Below are 16,154 nucleotides of genomic sequence, written 5' to 3' on the forward strand. Positions count from 1 at the left end.
AACATATAAACCTATTCTGTAACATTTAAAAATCGCGCCATTTCCTTTAGCATTTCTTCATAATAAGGATTATAAGTTAATCTTTGCATAGGTATATCACGCAACAGGTTTATTTGCGTAACCTCTCCTTTATTCACCTGCTTATTATGCTTACAGGCATGATAACTTTCCACGTCGCTAGCATAGTGGCCGCAATTTCGATATTGCCCTTGCACACCATAATGTGGATTATCGGGTGAATTAGTCGTTGAGATATGAGAAACATCAAAAACCTCACTACACAGACGTTCCGGCGAGCATTCAGGTACAATAACCGTCATCACTTCAGTCATGTTTTCAGGCAAATTTTCTTTGTTGCCATAATAAACTAGTACGCTTTGCTTCATCTTCTCTGGGGTTGAGGTTGTCTGTCGCTGTTGAATTAATTCCAAGGTATACTTGGTATCTATGGTTTCGTCATGCTCACTGGCGACTACGAACAATGGAATATGCTGTAATGCTGTATTAACCAACGATTTCTCTGCTGCAACTAAGCTCATTATTCCTTCAACTTGCGCCGCAGCGTTATAGGTAAAAGATTCATACTTAGCAAAGTCAATATCGGCATCTAAGTCAAGCCAATCAACAAATGGAATTAAATCTACGTATTGCGCTAACCATGCTAAATCATTTTTAGCTTTTGACGCAGGAGACCACAAAAACAAGCCTTTAACTTTTTTATCTACCTCTTTTTGTTGCCTAAGGTAATTAAAAATAAGCGCTCCGCCGGTAGATAATCCACCTAAATAAACCGTATCAAAATCATTTAGCGTTTGCTCAATAGCGAAGCTAGTTGCTTGCTGCCATTGACTATATTCAACGCTCAATAAGTCTGAGGGCGCAGTACCATGCCCAGGTAACAACAAGGTACGTACGGTAAAACCTTGTTGATAAAAAAACTGGCTTAAATCATGGAAAGAAAACGGCGAATCAGTTAAACCATGAATTAATAAGATACCTTTGCTGCTTTTACTTTTAACGGTTTGCGTCAACTCATACGGGGCAACGAGTTGACTAACAGTGGGAGTTGCCGACCAGTTATTTTGCTTTGCTAATTGCTGATAGGTTTCAGTAATAATAGGGCAAGGCATGCTAGCGCGTGGGTTTTTATTATTAATTAACTGAGTGGCAGCAGTAACATACTGTTGATAGTTTTCCAGTTTATTAAAATCAATTTCGCGGTCACTATTAACGCTAGACGCCTTGGTATAACGATATTTTCCAGACTCTGTTAACGCAACATAATTATTTTTAATATTTACACAGTCATCTTGTAATTTATTTTGCGATTCAGCAAACGACCAAGTACTAAATAAGTAAGCAAACAATAATATAGACTTAGTGATAAAAAACATGATGACTCCTTGTTCTGATTGTTCAATATATAACGAAAACAGTACCAACAAAACTATAACGACCTTGAAACTCCCGTTTCAAAGCCGTTAAAAATATCAATCCGCACTCTATAGCTTAAATACCGTAGTTTTTACGGTATTCTTTAATACTGGCTAAGTTTGCTGCTAACTCAGGTTGACTCGCAACTTTTTCTTCAAGATAAGAAACAAGATCACCAAGCGTAACAATAGAGGCAACCTGCGTACCAAAATCACGTTCAACTTCTTGAATTGCTGACAACTCACCTTGGCCTTTTTCTTGGCGATCTAAAGCAATTAATACACCTGAAAGCTGTGCACCGTGTACTTTAATAATTTCCATTGATTCACGAATGGCAGTACCAGCAGTAATCACATCATCTACTAACATAATTTTACCCACAAGATCTGCGCCCACAAGTGAGCCACCTTCACCATGAGTTTTCGCTTCTTTACGGTTAAAGCAATATGGCACATCAATATTATGATGATCGTACAGTGCAACTGTTGTTGTTGTCGCAATAGGAATACCTTTATAAGCGGGGCCAAAAACTAAATCATAATCAATTTTTGAGTCAACTAATGTCGCTGCATAAAACCGACCTAAACGCGCTAAATCTCCACCCGTTTTAAACAAACCCGCATTAAAAAAGTATGGGCTAATACGACCAGATTTTAAGGTGAATTCACCAAAGCGTAATACCTGTTTTTCTATCGCAAATTCAATAAACTCGCGTTGATAATCTTTCATGTTTATATTCCTGTTCTTTTTACTTAACTGTTACTTTAGTTATAAGTTTTAGTTATAAGTTTTAGTTATGAGTTAAAGTTTTAACGGTGACTTTAGCCTAAAATGGCGTGACTTAAACTAACGCTGCTTTTTGAATATCGAATAATTCATTAATACCATTTTTAGCTAATTCAAGCATGGCTTGCATTTCTTCAAAGCTAAATGGCTCTTCTTCAGCGGTACCTTGTACTTCAATCAATTTACCTGTGTCAGTCATTACCACATTTAAATCGGTATCTGCTGCTGAATCTTCAGGGTAGTCTAAATCAGCAACTGGTTCGCCTTTGTAAATACCAACCGATACCGCAGCAATCATGTGCTTAAGTGGGTTAGTTTTAATGATATTTTTCGCGCGCATATAGTTCAGCGCATCAACTAATGCCACACAAGCACCGGTAATAGAAGCAGTACGTGTACCGCCATCAGCTTGAATTACATCACAATCGATAGAGATAGTGTTTTCACCTAAGGCTTTTAAATCAACCGCTGCGCGTAATGCTCGAGCAATTAAACGCGAAATTTCTAAGGTGCGACCACTTTGCTTACCTGTTGCAGCTTCGCGGCGCATACGCGTATGCGTTGAACGCGGTAACATACCGTATTCTGCAGTAACCCAACCTTTACCTTGCCCTTTTAAAAAGCGCGGAACACCTACTTCAACGGTGGCAGTACAAATTACCTTAGTTTCGCCAAACTCAATTAATACTGAGCCTTCTGCATGACTCGTGAATTGACGGGTAATGGTAACAGGGCGAATTTGCCCTAATGTTCTGCCGCTTGGACGCATAGCGTGTTCCTTCCAATATAAGGTTTAGTGTAAAAGTTAGTGGAGACTGATAATTTAATTGCGGCTATTATAGTGCCTATAAGATTTATTTGAAATTTTATTTGAAATATAGTTCAGGCAATCAAGGTCATGTTATCGTCTTTTAAAAATTATTTAGAGCCTCAAATGAGATTTATCAACACACTGCTTATCAGTTTATTTATGAGTAACCTAATAGTTACTAGCAGTAACGCGTTAGCTAATAACTCAACAACTGACATTAGTAAAGCCTTACCCATGTACAGTAAGGTTTATGATGATCAACGTGACCCCTTTAAAGACGCTAATGCCGCACTTGCCTTGGCGCAACAAACCAACCGTCAAATACTTATTGAGGTTGGCGGTAACTGGTGCAGTTGGTGTCATAAAATGGATACTTTTTTATCCAACAATCCAGAAGTGTATAACGCCTTACACAGTAAATATGTGTTGTTAAAAATAAATGTTAGCGACAGTAATGAGAATGAAGACTTTATGAAATCACTGCCACCAACACAGGGTTATCCACATATGTATATTTCAACAGCCCAAGGTAAAATGATTTTATCAAAAGATACCGCTGAATTATTAGAAGATAACAATTATTCAAAAGCTCAGTGGTTAAGTTTTTTAGAGCAGTGGTCAGTTCAAAATACCCTTACCCAAACGCCAATAGCCAATAGTACAGCCAACCAATAATAGGTTACCTTTAATGGATTTCACTCAATGCCTGTCATTTTTTGATAAACAATTTAAAACACCAAAGTTTATTGTAAATAAACAGCAAACGGCACAAAGCCGTCGTGTATTTTTAAAATCCGCCGCAGGTATGGGGGTATTAACAAGCTTACCTGCTTTTAGCCTGTCGAAAACAGCACAAACGTCTTTAGATGCACAGGTTAATAACGCGATTAAAACAGATCCTTGGCTAACGCTCGATGCAACCTTAAATCAATTATTACCTGAATCAGAAACTGGCCCAAGCGCTCTTGATATCGCGGCAATCACCTATTTGTACGGAATAATGACGGTTCAACCAACCGAGCAAGATGAAAAAGACTTTATTCTCAAAGGTGTTGGCTGGTTAAACGGTTACGCTAACAGCGAAAAATCAAAGAATTTCGTGTTACTTAGCTTTGATGACAAAGAACAACTGCTTCGTGGTATTAGTAAATCTAGAGCAGGACAAAATTGGTTAAACACCTTACTCAACTATATTCTTCAAGCTATGTTAACGCCACCAAGCTATGGCGGCAATCCTAATGGTATTGGTTGGCAATGGCTAGAACATCAGCCGGGCTTGCCACTTCCTGAGCAAGGTCAACGCTATTTTGAGCTGCCAAACCGAGCACGTATAGACTTAATCAGCCGCGTTGACTATACGCATAAGCGTAAGGTTGCAAACGTTAACCAAGCGGCTCAAGGAACACGAAAAGCATGAGTATGAGCTTAAACACAAAGTACGATATTTGTATTATTGGTAGCGGCGCGGGTGCATCGCCTATTGCACACCAATTATCACTTGCCGGTGCTAAAGTATTGGTACTTGAAAAAGGTCCTTGGTTAACCGAAAAAGAATTTTTTAAAGATGAACTAACCATTAGTGTTCATGACGCTTATAATCCTAAGTTAATCAATGAACAACACGTTATTGAAGAACAATATCTTGATGAAAACAACAAACCTTTTTGGCATGGTGAAAAAACCAGTGACTCTGGCTGGAGTTGGTGGAATGGCAATGTTGTTGGCGGCTCATCAAATTTTATGAGTGGTTATTTTCATCGCTTAAAACCGATAGATTTTCGCTTAAAATCTGAGTTTGGTACAATTAAAGGCGCGAATGTCGCCGATTGGCCGATAAGTTATGAGGAACTTGAACCTTATTACGCCAAAGTAGAACGTGAAGTTGGCGTATCTGGGCGTGTAGTTAAGCACCCTCACCAAGAGCCGCGTTCAAGTGATTTTCCTTATCCGCCAGTAGCCGAATCCCCCATATCATCATGGATAGATAAAGCGGCTGCAGATATTGGTTATCATGCTATTCCCGTACCGCGTGCTATTTTATCTCAACCAGCAATGGGCAGAAAAAGCTGCGAATATTCAGGATATTGCAGCAGTTACGGTTGCTCGTCTGGCGCTAAAGGCAGTGGCCGTGCCGCCTTATTAAATAACGCCGTGGCATCAGGTAATTGCACGATTATCTCTAACGCCAAAGTGTATAACATTGCTAGCGACGAAAATGGCAAAATAACCGGCGTACATTATTACGATAAAATCGGTCGTAAAAAATCAGTGACCGCTAAAATATATGTGGTTGCTTGCCAAGCGGTTGAAACATCTCGATTATTACTATCTTCCAGCAGTAAAAAATTTCCTAATGGTTTAGCTAATAACAGCGGACAAGTTGGTAAAAATTTATTATTTACTGGCGGCGGTGTTGGTGAAGGCGACTTTAATTATGCTGACTTAACCACTGAAAAAGTAAACCAACTCAAAGTAGTAGGTCCTTTTATTAATCGCGCGTTACAAGACTGGTATCAAATTTCAGACAAAAATTTCAACGGTGCTAACAACGATGGTCAAGCTAAAGGCGGTACTATCGACTTTTTGTTTCACCAAAATCCTATTGCTAGATCTCGTGGTTCACAGTGGGGAACCGATCAAAATGGTAACGACCAATTAATTTGGGGGGAAGCATTAAAACAAAACTTAAAACAAGAATTCACTAGCTATAAAACATTACGTTTTGAAGTATTTAACGACTGGTTACCGACCGATGATTGTTTTGTTAGTTTAGATAAAGAAGTAACTGACCAATGGGGCGACCCTGTAGCCAAAGTGCGTATTGGCTATCATGAGCATGATTTAAAGGTAGGTGAGTATTTATCACAAAAAGCTGAGAAACTACTCGAAGCATTAGGTGCTAGCAACATTTCCTCGTCGGTAAGTGGCTCTCCGTCAACAAACTTAATGGCGGGCGGTTGTCGTTTTGGTAATGATCCTAAAACCTCAGTACTCAATAAAGATTGTCGTGCCCATGAAGTAGATAATTTATATGTAACTGACGGCTCATTTATGCCTACAGGTGGTAGCGTACCTTATACTTTTACTATTTACGCCAACGCCTTTCGAGTTGCCGATAAAATAAAAGCGCATTGGCAAAGTATAACTGTGTAAAAAGAAAACGGCTCTAAAGCTACTCTGTCAATTTACCTATTAAATCAACACAACTAACCTAACCACCAATGAATCGGCGCTAATATCGCAAACAATAAAGGTTGATGAACAAGGTATATAATTAAACTATGTTTACCCGGCCAAGCTAGTCGCTGCATTATTGTATTATTTTTGACGTTATTCAATTTAAAAATATCGCGGTTAAGTGAGTTGCTATGAGCTAGAGATATACCCAATAAAACCACCCCTAACCACGGAAAGAAAGCGACATAATCTACGGTATAATTTGGCAAAGAGTCGGTAAAATAAGTAATAGGCCATCGTCTACCTAAGACTCCAGAAAATCCTAAAACAATAATACTAATACCGGTAATTAATGAGAGTCTAGGGTAAGGCACAAATAACAGTGCACATAAGCTAGCAACAAAAATAAAATGTAATACCCCAAAAAACACCCAGTTTTTCGGAAACATTACCAAGGACATTGCAGTAATTAGCCCTGCGCCAATCGCTATTTGGGCTAACCGTTTCAGCAAACTTTGCCAATTAATTTGTTTGCCGTGACTATAAAAAAGCCCGATACCAACACAAAGAAAAAACAAAGTTAAAATAACATAGCGAAATTGTTTCCAACCATCACCATCAGGAATATGCCAAGTAACCCAACCAAAATATCTTAAGTCATAGCAAAAATGGAAAATAACCATCAAGAATATGGCCAGAGTCCGCATTAAATCTACGTTGTAATTTCGCTTTATGGCTGTCATTAATCACCGAGACTTATAAAAGGTTGAAAATACTTGTATACAAGATGTTATTGATACAACTATATAGTATTCGCCTGGGGTTATGAAGTTTTAGCCATGATTAATGAAATACTTATTAACCTGAGTTCGAGATAATCAAACCGTAAAGCCTAATAATATCAACCATTTGAATTCAGGTTTATTACCAAGCTTAACAGCTATTTATCAAGCTTTATCTAGTAGAGATAAAACAAACTGATGAGTAGCTTTTTTTGATGATTCTTTATTTTCTGCTGCTTATTTCAATTTACGTCTGTGACCATTGACGTAGCATATTATGGTAAACGCCCGTTAATTGAATTATTTCAGGACTATCATTCACTTTTGTTCGTAATGACTGAATAGCCATATCCATGTCATATAAAATACTGCGTTTTTCATCACTATTCACTAAGCTTTGTAACCAAAAAAATGATGCCAAACGTCTCCCTTTGGTAACCGGAGTTACATGATGTAGGCTAGTTGAAGGATACAAAATCATATCGCCAGCAGCGAGTTTTACTTTTTGTGAACCAAATGTATCTTCAATGGTTAATTCACCGCCTTCGTACTCGTCTGGCTCAGAAATAAATAAAGTCATTGACAAATCTGTTCTAACTTTTACATGCGTACCAGGTACTTGCCGTATGGCGTTATCAACATGTACACCAAAGTTACCGCCGCCTTGATAACAATTAAATAACGGCGGAAAAATTTTCAAAGGTAAAGCCGCAGACATAAACATATTACTTTTAGCCAATGCCGATAAAATTAAATCTCCCATTTCTCTAACCAGCGGAGAATTTTCGGGGAGTTGTAGGTTATTTTTAGCCTGCGAACTTTGATAACCGGCAGTAATATTTCCGTCTGCCCAATCCGCCGCCAACATTGCTGTTTTAATATGTTTTATTTGCTCTTTACTCAGTACGTTTGGAATGCGAAGTAACAAGGTATGATTCCTCTAAATAAATGAATGAATGAATGAATTAATAAATTAATAAGGTTTTAAAAATGACAAAAATTGACTCTATTTTCATAGAGTCAATTTCAATAATTACGGTAAACCGATTTTTTTAGCTATATATAGTTTCTTTCTTAAAACGAATAACTAGCAGTCAAGCTAAAGTAACGTCCGTCACCTGGTACAAAATGTCCGCCACCAAGCTGGTCAGCATATTTTGCATCTGCTAAGTTTGAACTATTAAACTGCAAGCCAAATTTATCAGTTACTTGATACGATGCCATAAAATCTAACAGCGTGTAACTTGCCGCAAATTCTCTACCACCTGGATCTGAACTGTTATAACGGTCGTCCATGTACTCGGCACCAAAACCAATATCAAACTTCTCAGTTATGTTGTAGTTAACCCATACCGAAGCTGAATTTTCTGGCGTTCTTGGTAGTTGTTGACCAACTTGAACTGCATCGTCACCCGTAGCTTCAGTCACTTCACTCTGTTGATAGGTGTAAGCAGCGGTTACCGATAAATCATCCGTTAGTTGACCTACTGCGCTCAACTCTAGCCCTGTAACTTCTTGTTTACCATCAAGAGTTTCATCGCTCGTGTCGGTTGCAAAAGGGTCATCAGTACGGGCATTATTTTTCTCGGTACGAAACACTGCGGCGCTCAATAATAAATTGTTATCAATTAAGTTCCACTTAGTACCTATTTCATAACTAATGGTTTCTTCTGGGTCTAAGTCTGCCGCATTACCGCTTGTAGACATAGTTAAACTTTCGGCTGCTGGTGTAAATGCATTACCCGCGGCAACATATATACTGCCATTTTCCGAAGGCTTGAATACTACGCCTAAGTTCCAACTTAATACGCCTTCATCAGCGGTTAATTTTGCTGACGGATCACCACCATCTCCTTCTAGATCATAATAATATTCTGTATCAAATGAATCGTAACGTAAACCAGCAGTAATTTGCCATTGCGGATTTATAGTTACTGTGTCAAATGCGTAAATAGCGGCAGTTTTGCCCGTTGATTCATTACTTTTATCGGTACGAGCGTATTGTCCAGTAAAAGGTAGGTGGGCATCAGGGTTATAAAGATCAACCGTTAGGTCTTCTAAGTTATCTGCTACTACATCCTCATAATTCCAACGCTCAAATTTTTCTTGAGAATATTCAATACCCGTAACAACATCATGAGTCATTCCGCCAAGCTCGTATTGACCAACTAAATCCATTTGAATAACAGACATTGAGTTTTTCGTATCACGTGTTTTTTCACCACCTGCATTAATTTCTTCATCTGCGCCGTAAATAGTTACATCATCTACTTTGGTTGAAGTAAAACGTGGTGCGGTTACAATTGACTGTCTTGAAAGGCTACCAGTACGACCTAACACTCTTATTTGAGTTGCTGCTGATAAGTCTTTTTCATATTTAAGTGTAATTGACGAACCTTCAATATCTTCAAAATCACGATAAACATTTCCGTAGAAGTTGCTGAAATCAACTGGCGCTGGGCCGCCTTCATAAGCAGCTAAGTTACTGGCTATGACTCTATCAGGAGTTGTTGAATAATTACCTACCCAAGGAATACCGTAATCAGGCATGTTATCTTGTTGTTGATAATCGGCATTCACGCTAAAGCGAGAATCAGTGCTTAAACCGTAAGTATAAGCAAGTGCGATAGCTGCATTAGAGTTTTCAACTTCGTCACGACCTGGTACATCACCAGCATCAGCTAATACATTCACACGTAAAGCAGAAGTTTCACCAACAACAAAATTACCATCAACTTGCGCACGATAATCACTTTCAGTACCAAGGCGTAAACTAAGATCAGTAAAGTCGTCTAATTTTGCAGACTTAGTTTGCAAGTTAATAACACCACCTGCACCACCTCTACCATAAATAGCTGAGCCAGGGCCTTTAGCTACTTCTATTGCTTCAACGTTATAAGTATCGCGATTATAACCAGCAATATCACGCACACCGTCAATCATCAGGTTGTTACTGGCATTAAAACCACGAATAGACATACTGTCACCCGTAGGTGCTCCACCCTCACCTGCGGCAAAACTAATACCCGGAACATTACGTAGCGCTTGACGTAAATTGTCAACGTTACGATCTTTCATTACGGCTTCTGAAATAACGGTAATAGTTCTTGGTGTATCTACAAGGTCTTGCGTATATTTTTCAGACGTTGAGCGATCCACTTTATAGCTTTTTTCACTTTCAGCTGAAGCAACTGACATATCTAATTCATTAATTTCTTCCGCTTGAACAGCTCCAACTTGTAACGTGGCGGCAATAATTAAGGTTAACGCGCTTAACTTATACCCTTTTTGGCTGGGTGATATCGTCTCTAAGTTGTTCATCATTTATTTTAAACTCCATATGTTGCTTTTAATTTATTTATCATCAGAAATGATTAATTATTATTACTAATCAATATTTTAACTACATTTTCATTTATTTATCATTTACACTTAACTTCAGTATTGTTATTAAAATTTAGGGCAAATACTTTAAATTTCGGACGCATCATAGCAAAGATACAAATAAGATCAAATGATAATCGTTCTTGTTTGCATTATTGTTGCGTTTTATGTATTATTCTCCCGAAATTTAACGCAGACACAGAAAGTTACAAACACACCTGCTGTCGCTATTTAAGTATTAAGGAAAATATTGTGGGTAAAAAAGCGCTTAGCGTCGTAGTAAAAAATATATTAATTGATGGTTTTACATCAAAACTACGAGCTAAATATTTTTCAGTAATGGGTAGTACGTGCGGCTGCTTGTTAAGCTTTTCGGCACTTGCCGTAAACACCGCGCAAATTGAAGATCTAACACAACAATGGTTGGATATTGAAAAACAAAGTGTGCAACTACAAACAAATTGGCAAATGCAACAACCTATATTGCGCCAGCAAATTACCCTATTGAACGAAGAAAAATCCCAATTAACAAAAATGTTGCAGGTAGATAATTCAAGCCAGGCTCAAGTAGAAGTAAAGCGCAGCGAGTTACTGCAACAACAAAACGAGCTTGAGCAGCAACAGCAACAATTAACTAATCAATTAATTGTATTAAATAAACAGTTGCTCAACTTAAACAACCTATTGCCACCACCACTTACGGATGCTTGGCAAAGTGAAGATCAAGTTTTAGATGCTGAACCGACAACATCGCAACAGTTACAAGTAAGTTTGGCTAAATTAGACAAGTTAAATGCTTTTAATCAACGTATATCGATACATGAAAAACCTTTAACGGCACCAAACGGTAATGAAATTTTAGTTAAGCAATTTTACTTAGGCCTAAGCAGCGCATGGTTCACAAGCGCTAATGGCGAATACCGAGGTTGGGGACAAGCGACTGACAATGGTTGGCAGTGGTATTTTGATGAACAATTAAGCGCCGATGCTATTCAGCAGGCTATTGCGATATTTGAAAAGAAACAACAAGCCGATTTTGTTGCTCTACCTATGGTGCTGCAAAACAAGCCTGTTAATACAACCAATGCCCTTGGTAAAAATTCAACTACAACCGAGAGTGCATTATGATCAGCCATATATTGAGTACACTACTACTTAGCAATAAATACAAAAAGCTATGCTTATTAACGCTTTTGTCATTAGCGCCCTTTACTGGGTTAACTGCTGCGTTACCTGCAGATAAACAAGTAAACACCTTATCTGTAATAGAAAGCGAACTGGTTGATAAAATTTCGCAAGCAAAAAATAGGCTTTCAAAAGTAGAACAAAGTGTCACTAAACAGCGTGTAGCGTTAGCTAATAAAATTAACAAACTAGAGCGTGAAGTAATTGCATTACGCAATGAAACTGCCATAGCAACAAGGCTCGCCGACGAAAAAACGCTGAGTATTACCCAACTTGAAGAGCGACTTTCAACTTGGCATCAACAAAATATTTATCAAAAAAACCTATTGCACAGGTATCTGCAAAATAATGCCAAAAATCACACTAACAACAACCAAGTATCGCAGGCTAATTCAGCCACCTTTAACGCTAACACAGGGGTAAGCAACCAATTAGCACGAGTACTTGAATACAATAAACATATTAATCAGCAATTTTATCCACAATGGCAGTCAAATAAAGTGATCATGCCAAACGGTGAAATGGTTACCAACCCTACCTTAACATTAGGGCCTGTTACTTGGTATTGGGATGAAAATTCAGAGCAAGCAGGTTTAGTTGGTAATGACCAAAATGCTGTATTTCAACATAAGGTTTATCTACAAAATAGTGACTCTATGGCGATGTTACGATCTACGCTAAAGGGCGACATAGTTTTTGATCCTACCTTAGGGCAAGCCATCACTCGAGAGCAACAAAGTGAAAGCGTTGTTGATCATGTAATTAAAGGTGGCGTATGGGCCATTCCTATCCTGCTATTTGCGTTATTCGCCATAATTATTGCGTTATTAAAAGTAGTTCAGCTAGCACGACTACCTAAATTTGTTCACTTATCACCATCAGTTTTAGTGTCGATAGTTCGAAATAAATCAGTAAATTCAGAAAATGAGGAAAACATAAGCCCAGATTCACCTAACGCACTTAACGCACTTAACGCAATAAAAGGTATGCAAAAAGCATTACTGGATATAACCACTAACCACTCATTGTCTAGCCAACGAGACGACTTGCTTTTCATCAAGTTGCAAGAGTGCAAACAAACATTAGACAAACGCATAAGCGCCATTGCTATTACAGCTGCAATATCTCCACTTTTAGGGTTGTTAGGTACAGTTAGCGGCATGATAGAAACATTTAAAATGATGACATTATTTGGCTCAGGCGATCCTGAAGTAGTTTCAGGTGGTATTGCGCAAGCATTAGTAACCACCGAATTGGGCTTAGTGGTAGCAATACCTGCGTTAATTTTAAATGCGGTGTTATCACGTAAAGCTAAAGCGTATTACGCAGATTTAGAAAATTTCGCAATTTTAGTCAGTAAATCAGACGAACAGAAAAAGGAGAATTCACATGATTGAACAAATAGCTAACAGCACCATTTGTTGGGTTATTCTGCTACTTGCCCTGTTTACTTATCAACAATTATTTCTTCAATATTTAACAATTGCTAGCTCAACGGTTTGCAATAAAATGAGCACTAATGCCAATAACAGTGCTATTCAACATAACTGTTATAGCCAATATCAGCATGAATTTACTAGCATATTAATTGGTGCTTTACCTTTACTTGGTTTACTCGGCACAATTGTTGGCTTACTACAATGCTTTGCTGGTATTGCTAGCCAAGGAGCTAATAGCCAAGTAATGAGTGCAGGTATTTCTGACGCGCTATTAACGACCCAACTTGGCTTAGTGTGCGCGGTTCCTGCTTGGCTTTTACAAGCTTGGGTACGTACGCAAATACAAAATAAATTGCGCTTAACGGCAGAAAACACCCTGACTAACAATCAACCGGTTAACCATCAAACGGCGAACCATCTAACAGGAAACAAAGAAAACGTGACCCGCGATGAAACAGCAGACAAAAAATCTGCCTATGCCACTACCACTGTTGAGGCTGCTTAATTATGCCCACTCGATTACAACGTAGGCTTGAGCAGCAACACAACGAATCTATTGATATGTCGCCGCTTTTAGACGTGGTGTTTATTTTATTAATATTTTTTATTGTCACCACGGTTTTTGTTAAAGAAACAGGTGTTGAAGTAGACAAACCACAAGCTATGACTGCTCAACAACTTGAAAAAACCGTGATATTACTCGCCGTAACCGATAGCGGTGAAGTGTTTTACGATGCTAGCGCAATTGGCGTAGCAGGCATTCGTGGCACCCTTGAACAATTATTACGTAGCCAAGAGCGCCCTGTTGTTATTCAAGCAGATAAAAATGTGCCTACCCAATTATTGTTAGAAGTAATTGATGAAGCCAAACTTGCTGGGGCTGTTAGTGTTAACTTAGCGGCTTTAGCGCCTTAAGGTTTTTGTGTATGACTCATAAAATGAACCCACAACTTACCGCAAGTTTAGTGAGCTTAATAATTCTGTCTGCGGCATTGTTAATATTATGGATTGGCAGCAATACATCAATAACAATTGAACCTAAAGTGCTAGTGCGCGAAGTGTCAGTTATGCCTGCAACACCGCCACCGCCGCCACCATCGCCAACCCAAAGAGCTGTTGAAACGCCTTTGAATGTACAAGTGCAAGGAGCTGGCCCGGCAATACAAATGTCTTTGGCAGATCCCAAAATACAAATGAACAAACCAGATTCACTCAACATTCCCATGACAGAGCCACAATTTCAATCATTGGAGGTTGACTGGCAAGCGTTTGAGCTGAACGACTTAGACGGTTTACCGTCGTTGTTAACACCTTTAAAAATAAAATTTCCTAAAAGTTTAGAGCGCCGAGGTATTGAACGTGTACTGATAAAGTTAGATGTGGTGATTGATGAACAAGGCAAACTCACCTTAGTGAGCATTATTACTAACCCTCACCCTGAATTAAAACCAGGCATTATGCGCCTACTACGTAATACCCGTTTTAGTCCGCCAAAAAAAGACAATAAGCCTGTACGTGCGCGCTTTATTTGGCCTATAGAAATAACATCTTAAAGAGAACCTTATGCCATATTTACCTTATATTTTTACTAAAGCACCTGCGCTAACTCTCGCGCTATTAATTGCTAGCAGTTGTATCAGCACTAATGTTTTAGCCAGTAATTCAACTACAGAACAGCACAAAAATGCTAATACAGAGTTCAACACAAATATCAAAGTAGTACTGCAACAGCCACAATGGCAATTTTTATTACAAAACCAGCCTCTTGAACAAACCGAAGCGCGTATAGCGCCTAACGAAAGTGGCTTCGCTAAAAGAATTCAGCCGTTACTTGATAAACAAGATTACAACACAGTAATGCAAGCTTTTGCAGAGCGCGATTTAAAACAAGACAGCGCAGCCTTATGCCAGCTACGTGGACAAATTCAATTAATATTAAAAGACTACCAAGGCGCAGAGCAAAGTTTACAGCAAGCACTTACCTTATCGCCTTCTTTAGCATTAGCACACCGCAGCTTAAGCATGGTGTATATGGTTAATAAGTCTTATAAAAAGGCGCAATATCATCTGCAACAATCGATTCAATTAGGTGCTGAAGACGCTCAAGTATTAGGTCAACTGGCTTTTGTTAATTTACAGCTAGGACAAGCAGCTAGTGCCGTTTCGGGTTATCAGCGTGCATTATTTCTAGCCCCTGAAGACAAGCAATGGCAGCAAGGATTACTCTATGCATTGCTCAACAGCCATGCCTTTGACCAAGCACAGGCTTTGCTCGAAGAAATGCTACAAAACGATATGAATAACAGTGAGTTATGGTTGCACCGAGGACAACTCGCATTAAAACAAAATCGCTTAGCACAAGCGATCACAAGCTTAGAAATAGCCTTGATATTAGGTAACAACGACGTTGAAAACCTTGCCACCGCCGCTAAATTACATATTCAAGCAGGAAGCCCAAACCGTGCGGTTGAAATTTTGGTTGATAATTTACCGATATTTTTCGGACAAATCTCTGCTCAAAATACAGCTAAAACCTCAACTAAAGTTACAAGTAAAGCTACAAGTAAAAGCACTGCCACGTCGCAAACAGTTAAGCTGGATATAGACACTGTTGATCAAATAAGTGCGTGGTTGGCAAGCCAACAAAACTGGAATACCCTAGCTTTATTGCTCGATGCTGTTGATAAATCAACACAAGTAAGTCAGCAAAACCAAAATGCGCGACCTCTACCAGCAAAATATCAAGCAAGGTTCGACGTTTATCATGCACAAATGGATATCGCTAACAATAACCTAAGCAGCGCTCAAAAACGTTTAACCAGTGCACTAAATAGCGATCCCACTCATGGCGAAGCTTTACTCAGTTTAGCGACATTACTAAATAGCCAAAACCGCGACGAACAAGCTTTACAATACTTTATACGTGCGCAAGCACTAACTAACTATAAAGAACGCGCTTTACTGGGACATGCGCAACTTGAAATTGATCGACAAAATTATGCTCAAGCCATTACCTTGTTGCAACAAGTGATGCAAATAAATCCTGCTCGGCATGACGTGCTCGCCAATATAAAAACCTTAAAAAGTATCGAACAAAATAATATTTAACCTGGGCTAGGGATAATTAATCCCAGATAATTTTAAGAGCAATTTAAA

The 16,154-nt window shown here is 38.7% G+C and carries 15 protein-coding genes; 9 read left to right on the forward strand and 6 right to left on the reverse strand.

From position 1 onward, the window contains the following. Window positions 1-11 precede the first annotated feature (11 nt). From CWS31_RS12665 to rph, 3 genes are all read right to left on the reverse strand, one after another. Window positions 12-1,394 carry an alpha/beta hydrolase gene (locus tag CWS31_RS12665; protein ID WP_101342623.1) on the reverse strand — a complete coding sequence of 461 codons (1,383 nt, stop codon included), beginning with the start codon at window positions 1,392-1,394 and terminating at the stop codon, window positions 12-14. A 115-nt stretch (window positions 1,395-1,509) separates the two neighbouring features. Then, window positions 1,510-2,163: an orotate phosphoribosyltransferase gene (pyrE, locus tag CWS31_RS12670; RefSeq protein ID WP_101342624.1), complete on the reverse strand. Its 654-nt coding sequence runs from the start codon at window positions 2,161-2,163 to the stop codon at window positions 1,510-1,512. Between the two features lie 112 nt (window positions 2,164-2,275). Then, complete coding sequence (gene rph, locus CWS31_RS12675; RefSeq protein ID WP_101342625.1) at window positions 2,276-2,989, reverse strand: ribonuclease PH; 714 nt, start codon at window positions 2,987-2,989, stop codon at window positions 2,276-2,278. Between the two features lie 201 nt (window positions 2,990-3,190). Between rph and CWS31_RS12680 the strand changes: the two genes are divergently transcribed. From CWS31_RS12680 to CWS31_RS12690, 3 genes are read left to right on the forward strand one after another with little or no spacing between them, the layout of a single operon-like run. Beyond that, entirely contained in the window at window positions 3,191-3,706 is a 516-nt protein-coding gene (locus tag CWS31_RS12680; protein WP_246143515.1) for a thioredoxin family protein, read from the forward strand. 13 nt (window positions 3,707-3,719) lie between these two features. After that, entirely contained in the window at window positions 3,720-4,448 is a 729-nt protein-coding gene (locus CWS31_RS12685) for a gluconate 2-dehydrogenase subunit 3 family protein (protein ID WP_101342626.1), read from the forward strand. Beyond that, entirely contained in the window at window positions 4,445-6,184 is a 1,740-nt protein-coding gene (locus CWS31_RS12690; RefSeq protein WP_246143517.1) for a GMC family oxidoreductase, read from the forward strand. The genes CWS31_RS12685 and CWS31_RS12690 overlap by 4 nt, the downstream gene beginning before the upstream one ends. A gap of 53 nt (window positions 6,185-6,237) precedes the next feature. Here CWS31_RS12690 and CWS31_RS12695 read toward each other — a convergent pair whose 3' ends face one another. The 3 genes from CWS31_RS12695 to CWS31_RS12705 form a co-directional block, all read right to left on the reverse strand. Further along, window positions 6,238-6,951 carry a heparan-alpha-glucosaminide N-acetyltransferase gene (locus CWS31_RS12695; RefSeq protein ID WP_101342627.1) on the reverse strand — a complete coding sequence of 238 codons (714 nt, stop codon included), beginning with the start codon at window positions 6,949-6,951 and terminating at the stop codon, window positions 6,238-6,240. Between the two features lie 286 nt (window positions 6,952-7,237). Next, window positions 7,238-7,918, reverse strand: a complete 681-nt coding sequence (locus CWS31_RS12700; RefSeq protein ID WP_101342628.1) for a Fe2+-dependent dioxygenase — start codon at window positions 7,916-7,918, stop codon at window positions 7,238-7,240. A gap of 146 nt (window positions 7,919-8,064) precedes the next feature. Beyond that, entirely contained in the window at window positions 8,065-10,314 is a 2,250-nt protein-coding gene (locus tag CWS31_RS12705; protein ID WP_246143519.1) for a TonB-dependent receptor, read from the reverse strand. A 312-nt stretch (window positions 10,315-10,626) separates the two neighbouring features. On the opposite strand from CWS31_RS12705, the gene CWS31_RS12710 reads away from it, so the two are divergent. The 6 genes from CWS31_RS12710 to CWS31_RS12735 are packed head-to-tail and all read left to right on the forward strand — an operon-like array spanning window position 10,627 to window position 16,106. Continuing rightward, window positions 10,627-11,502, forward strand: coding sequence for a DUF3450 family protein (locus tag CWS31_RS12710; RefSeq protein WP_101342629.1), 876 nt, complete (start codon window positions 10,627-10,629; stop codon window positions 11,500-11,502). Beyond that, window positions 11,499-12,956 carry a MotA/TolQ/ExbB proton channel family protein gene (locus tag CWS31_RS12715; RefSeq protein ID WP_101342630.1) on the forward strand — a complete coding sequence of 486 codons (1,458 nt, stop codon included), beginning with the start codon at window positions 11,499-11,501 and terminating at the stop codon, window positions 12,954-12,956. The genes CWS31_RS12710 and CWS31_RS12715 overlap by 4 nt, the downstream gene beginning before the upstream one ends. Further along, entirely contained in the window at window positions 12,949-13,503 is a 555-nt protein-coding gene (locus tag CWS31_RS12720) for a MotA/TolQ/ExbB proton channel family protein (protein ID WP_101342631.1), read from the forward strand. The genes CWS31_RS12715 and CWS31_RS12720 overlap by 8 nt, the downstream gene beginning before the upstream one ends. A 2-nt stretch (window positions 13,504-13,505) precedes the next feature. Beyond that, window positions 13,506-13,913 carry an ExbD/TolR family protein gene (locus CWS31_RS12725; protein ID WP_101342632.1) on the forward strand — a complete coding sequence of 136 codons (408 nt, stop codon included), beginning with the start codon at window positions 13,506-13,508 and terminating at the stop codon, window positions 13,911-13,913. A gap of 11 nt (window positions 13,914-13,924) precedes the next feature. Then, on the forward strand, window positions 13,925-14,551 hold the full coding sequence (locus CWS31_RS12730; RefSeq protein ID WP_101342633.1) for an energy transducer TonB: 627 nt from the start codon (window positions 13,925-13,927) through the stop codon (window positions 14,549-14,551). A gap of 10 nt (window positions 14,552-14,561) precedes the next feature. Then, window positions 14,562-16,106, forward strand: coding sequence for a tetratricopeptide repeat protein (locus CWS31_RS12735; protein ID WP_101342634.1), 1,545 nt, complete (start codon window positions 14,562-14,564; stop codon window positions 16,104-16,106). The last annotated feature ends 48 nt before the right edge of the window (window positions 16,107-16,154 follow it).

The sequence above is a fragment of the Colwellia echini genome (assembly GCF_002843355.2).
Classification (GTDB): Bacteria; Pseudomonadota; Gammaproteobacteria; order Enterobacterales; family Alteromonadaceae; genus Colwellia; species Colwellia echini.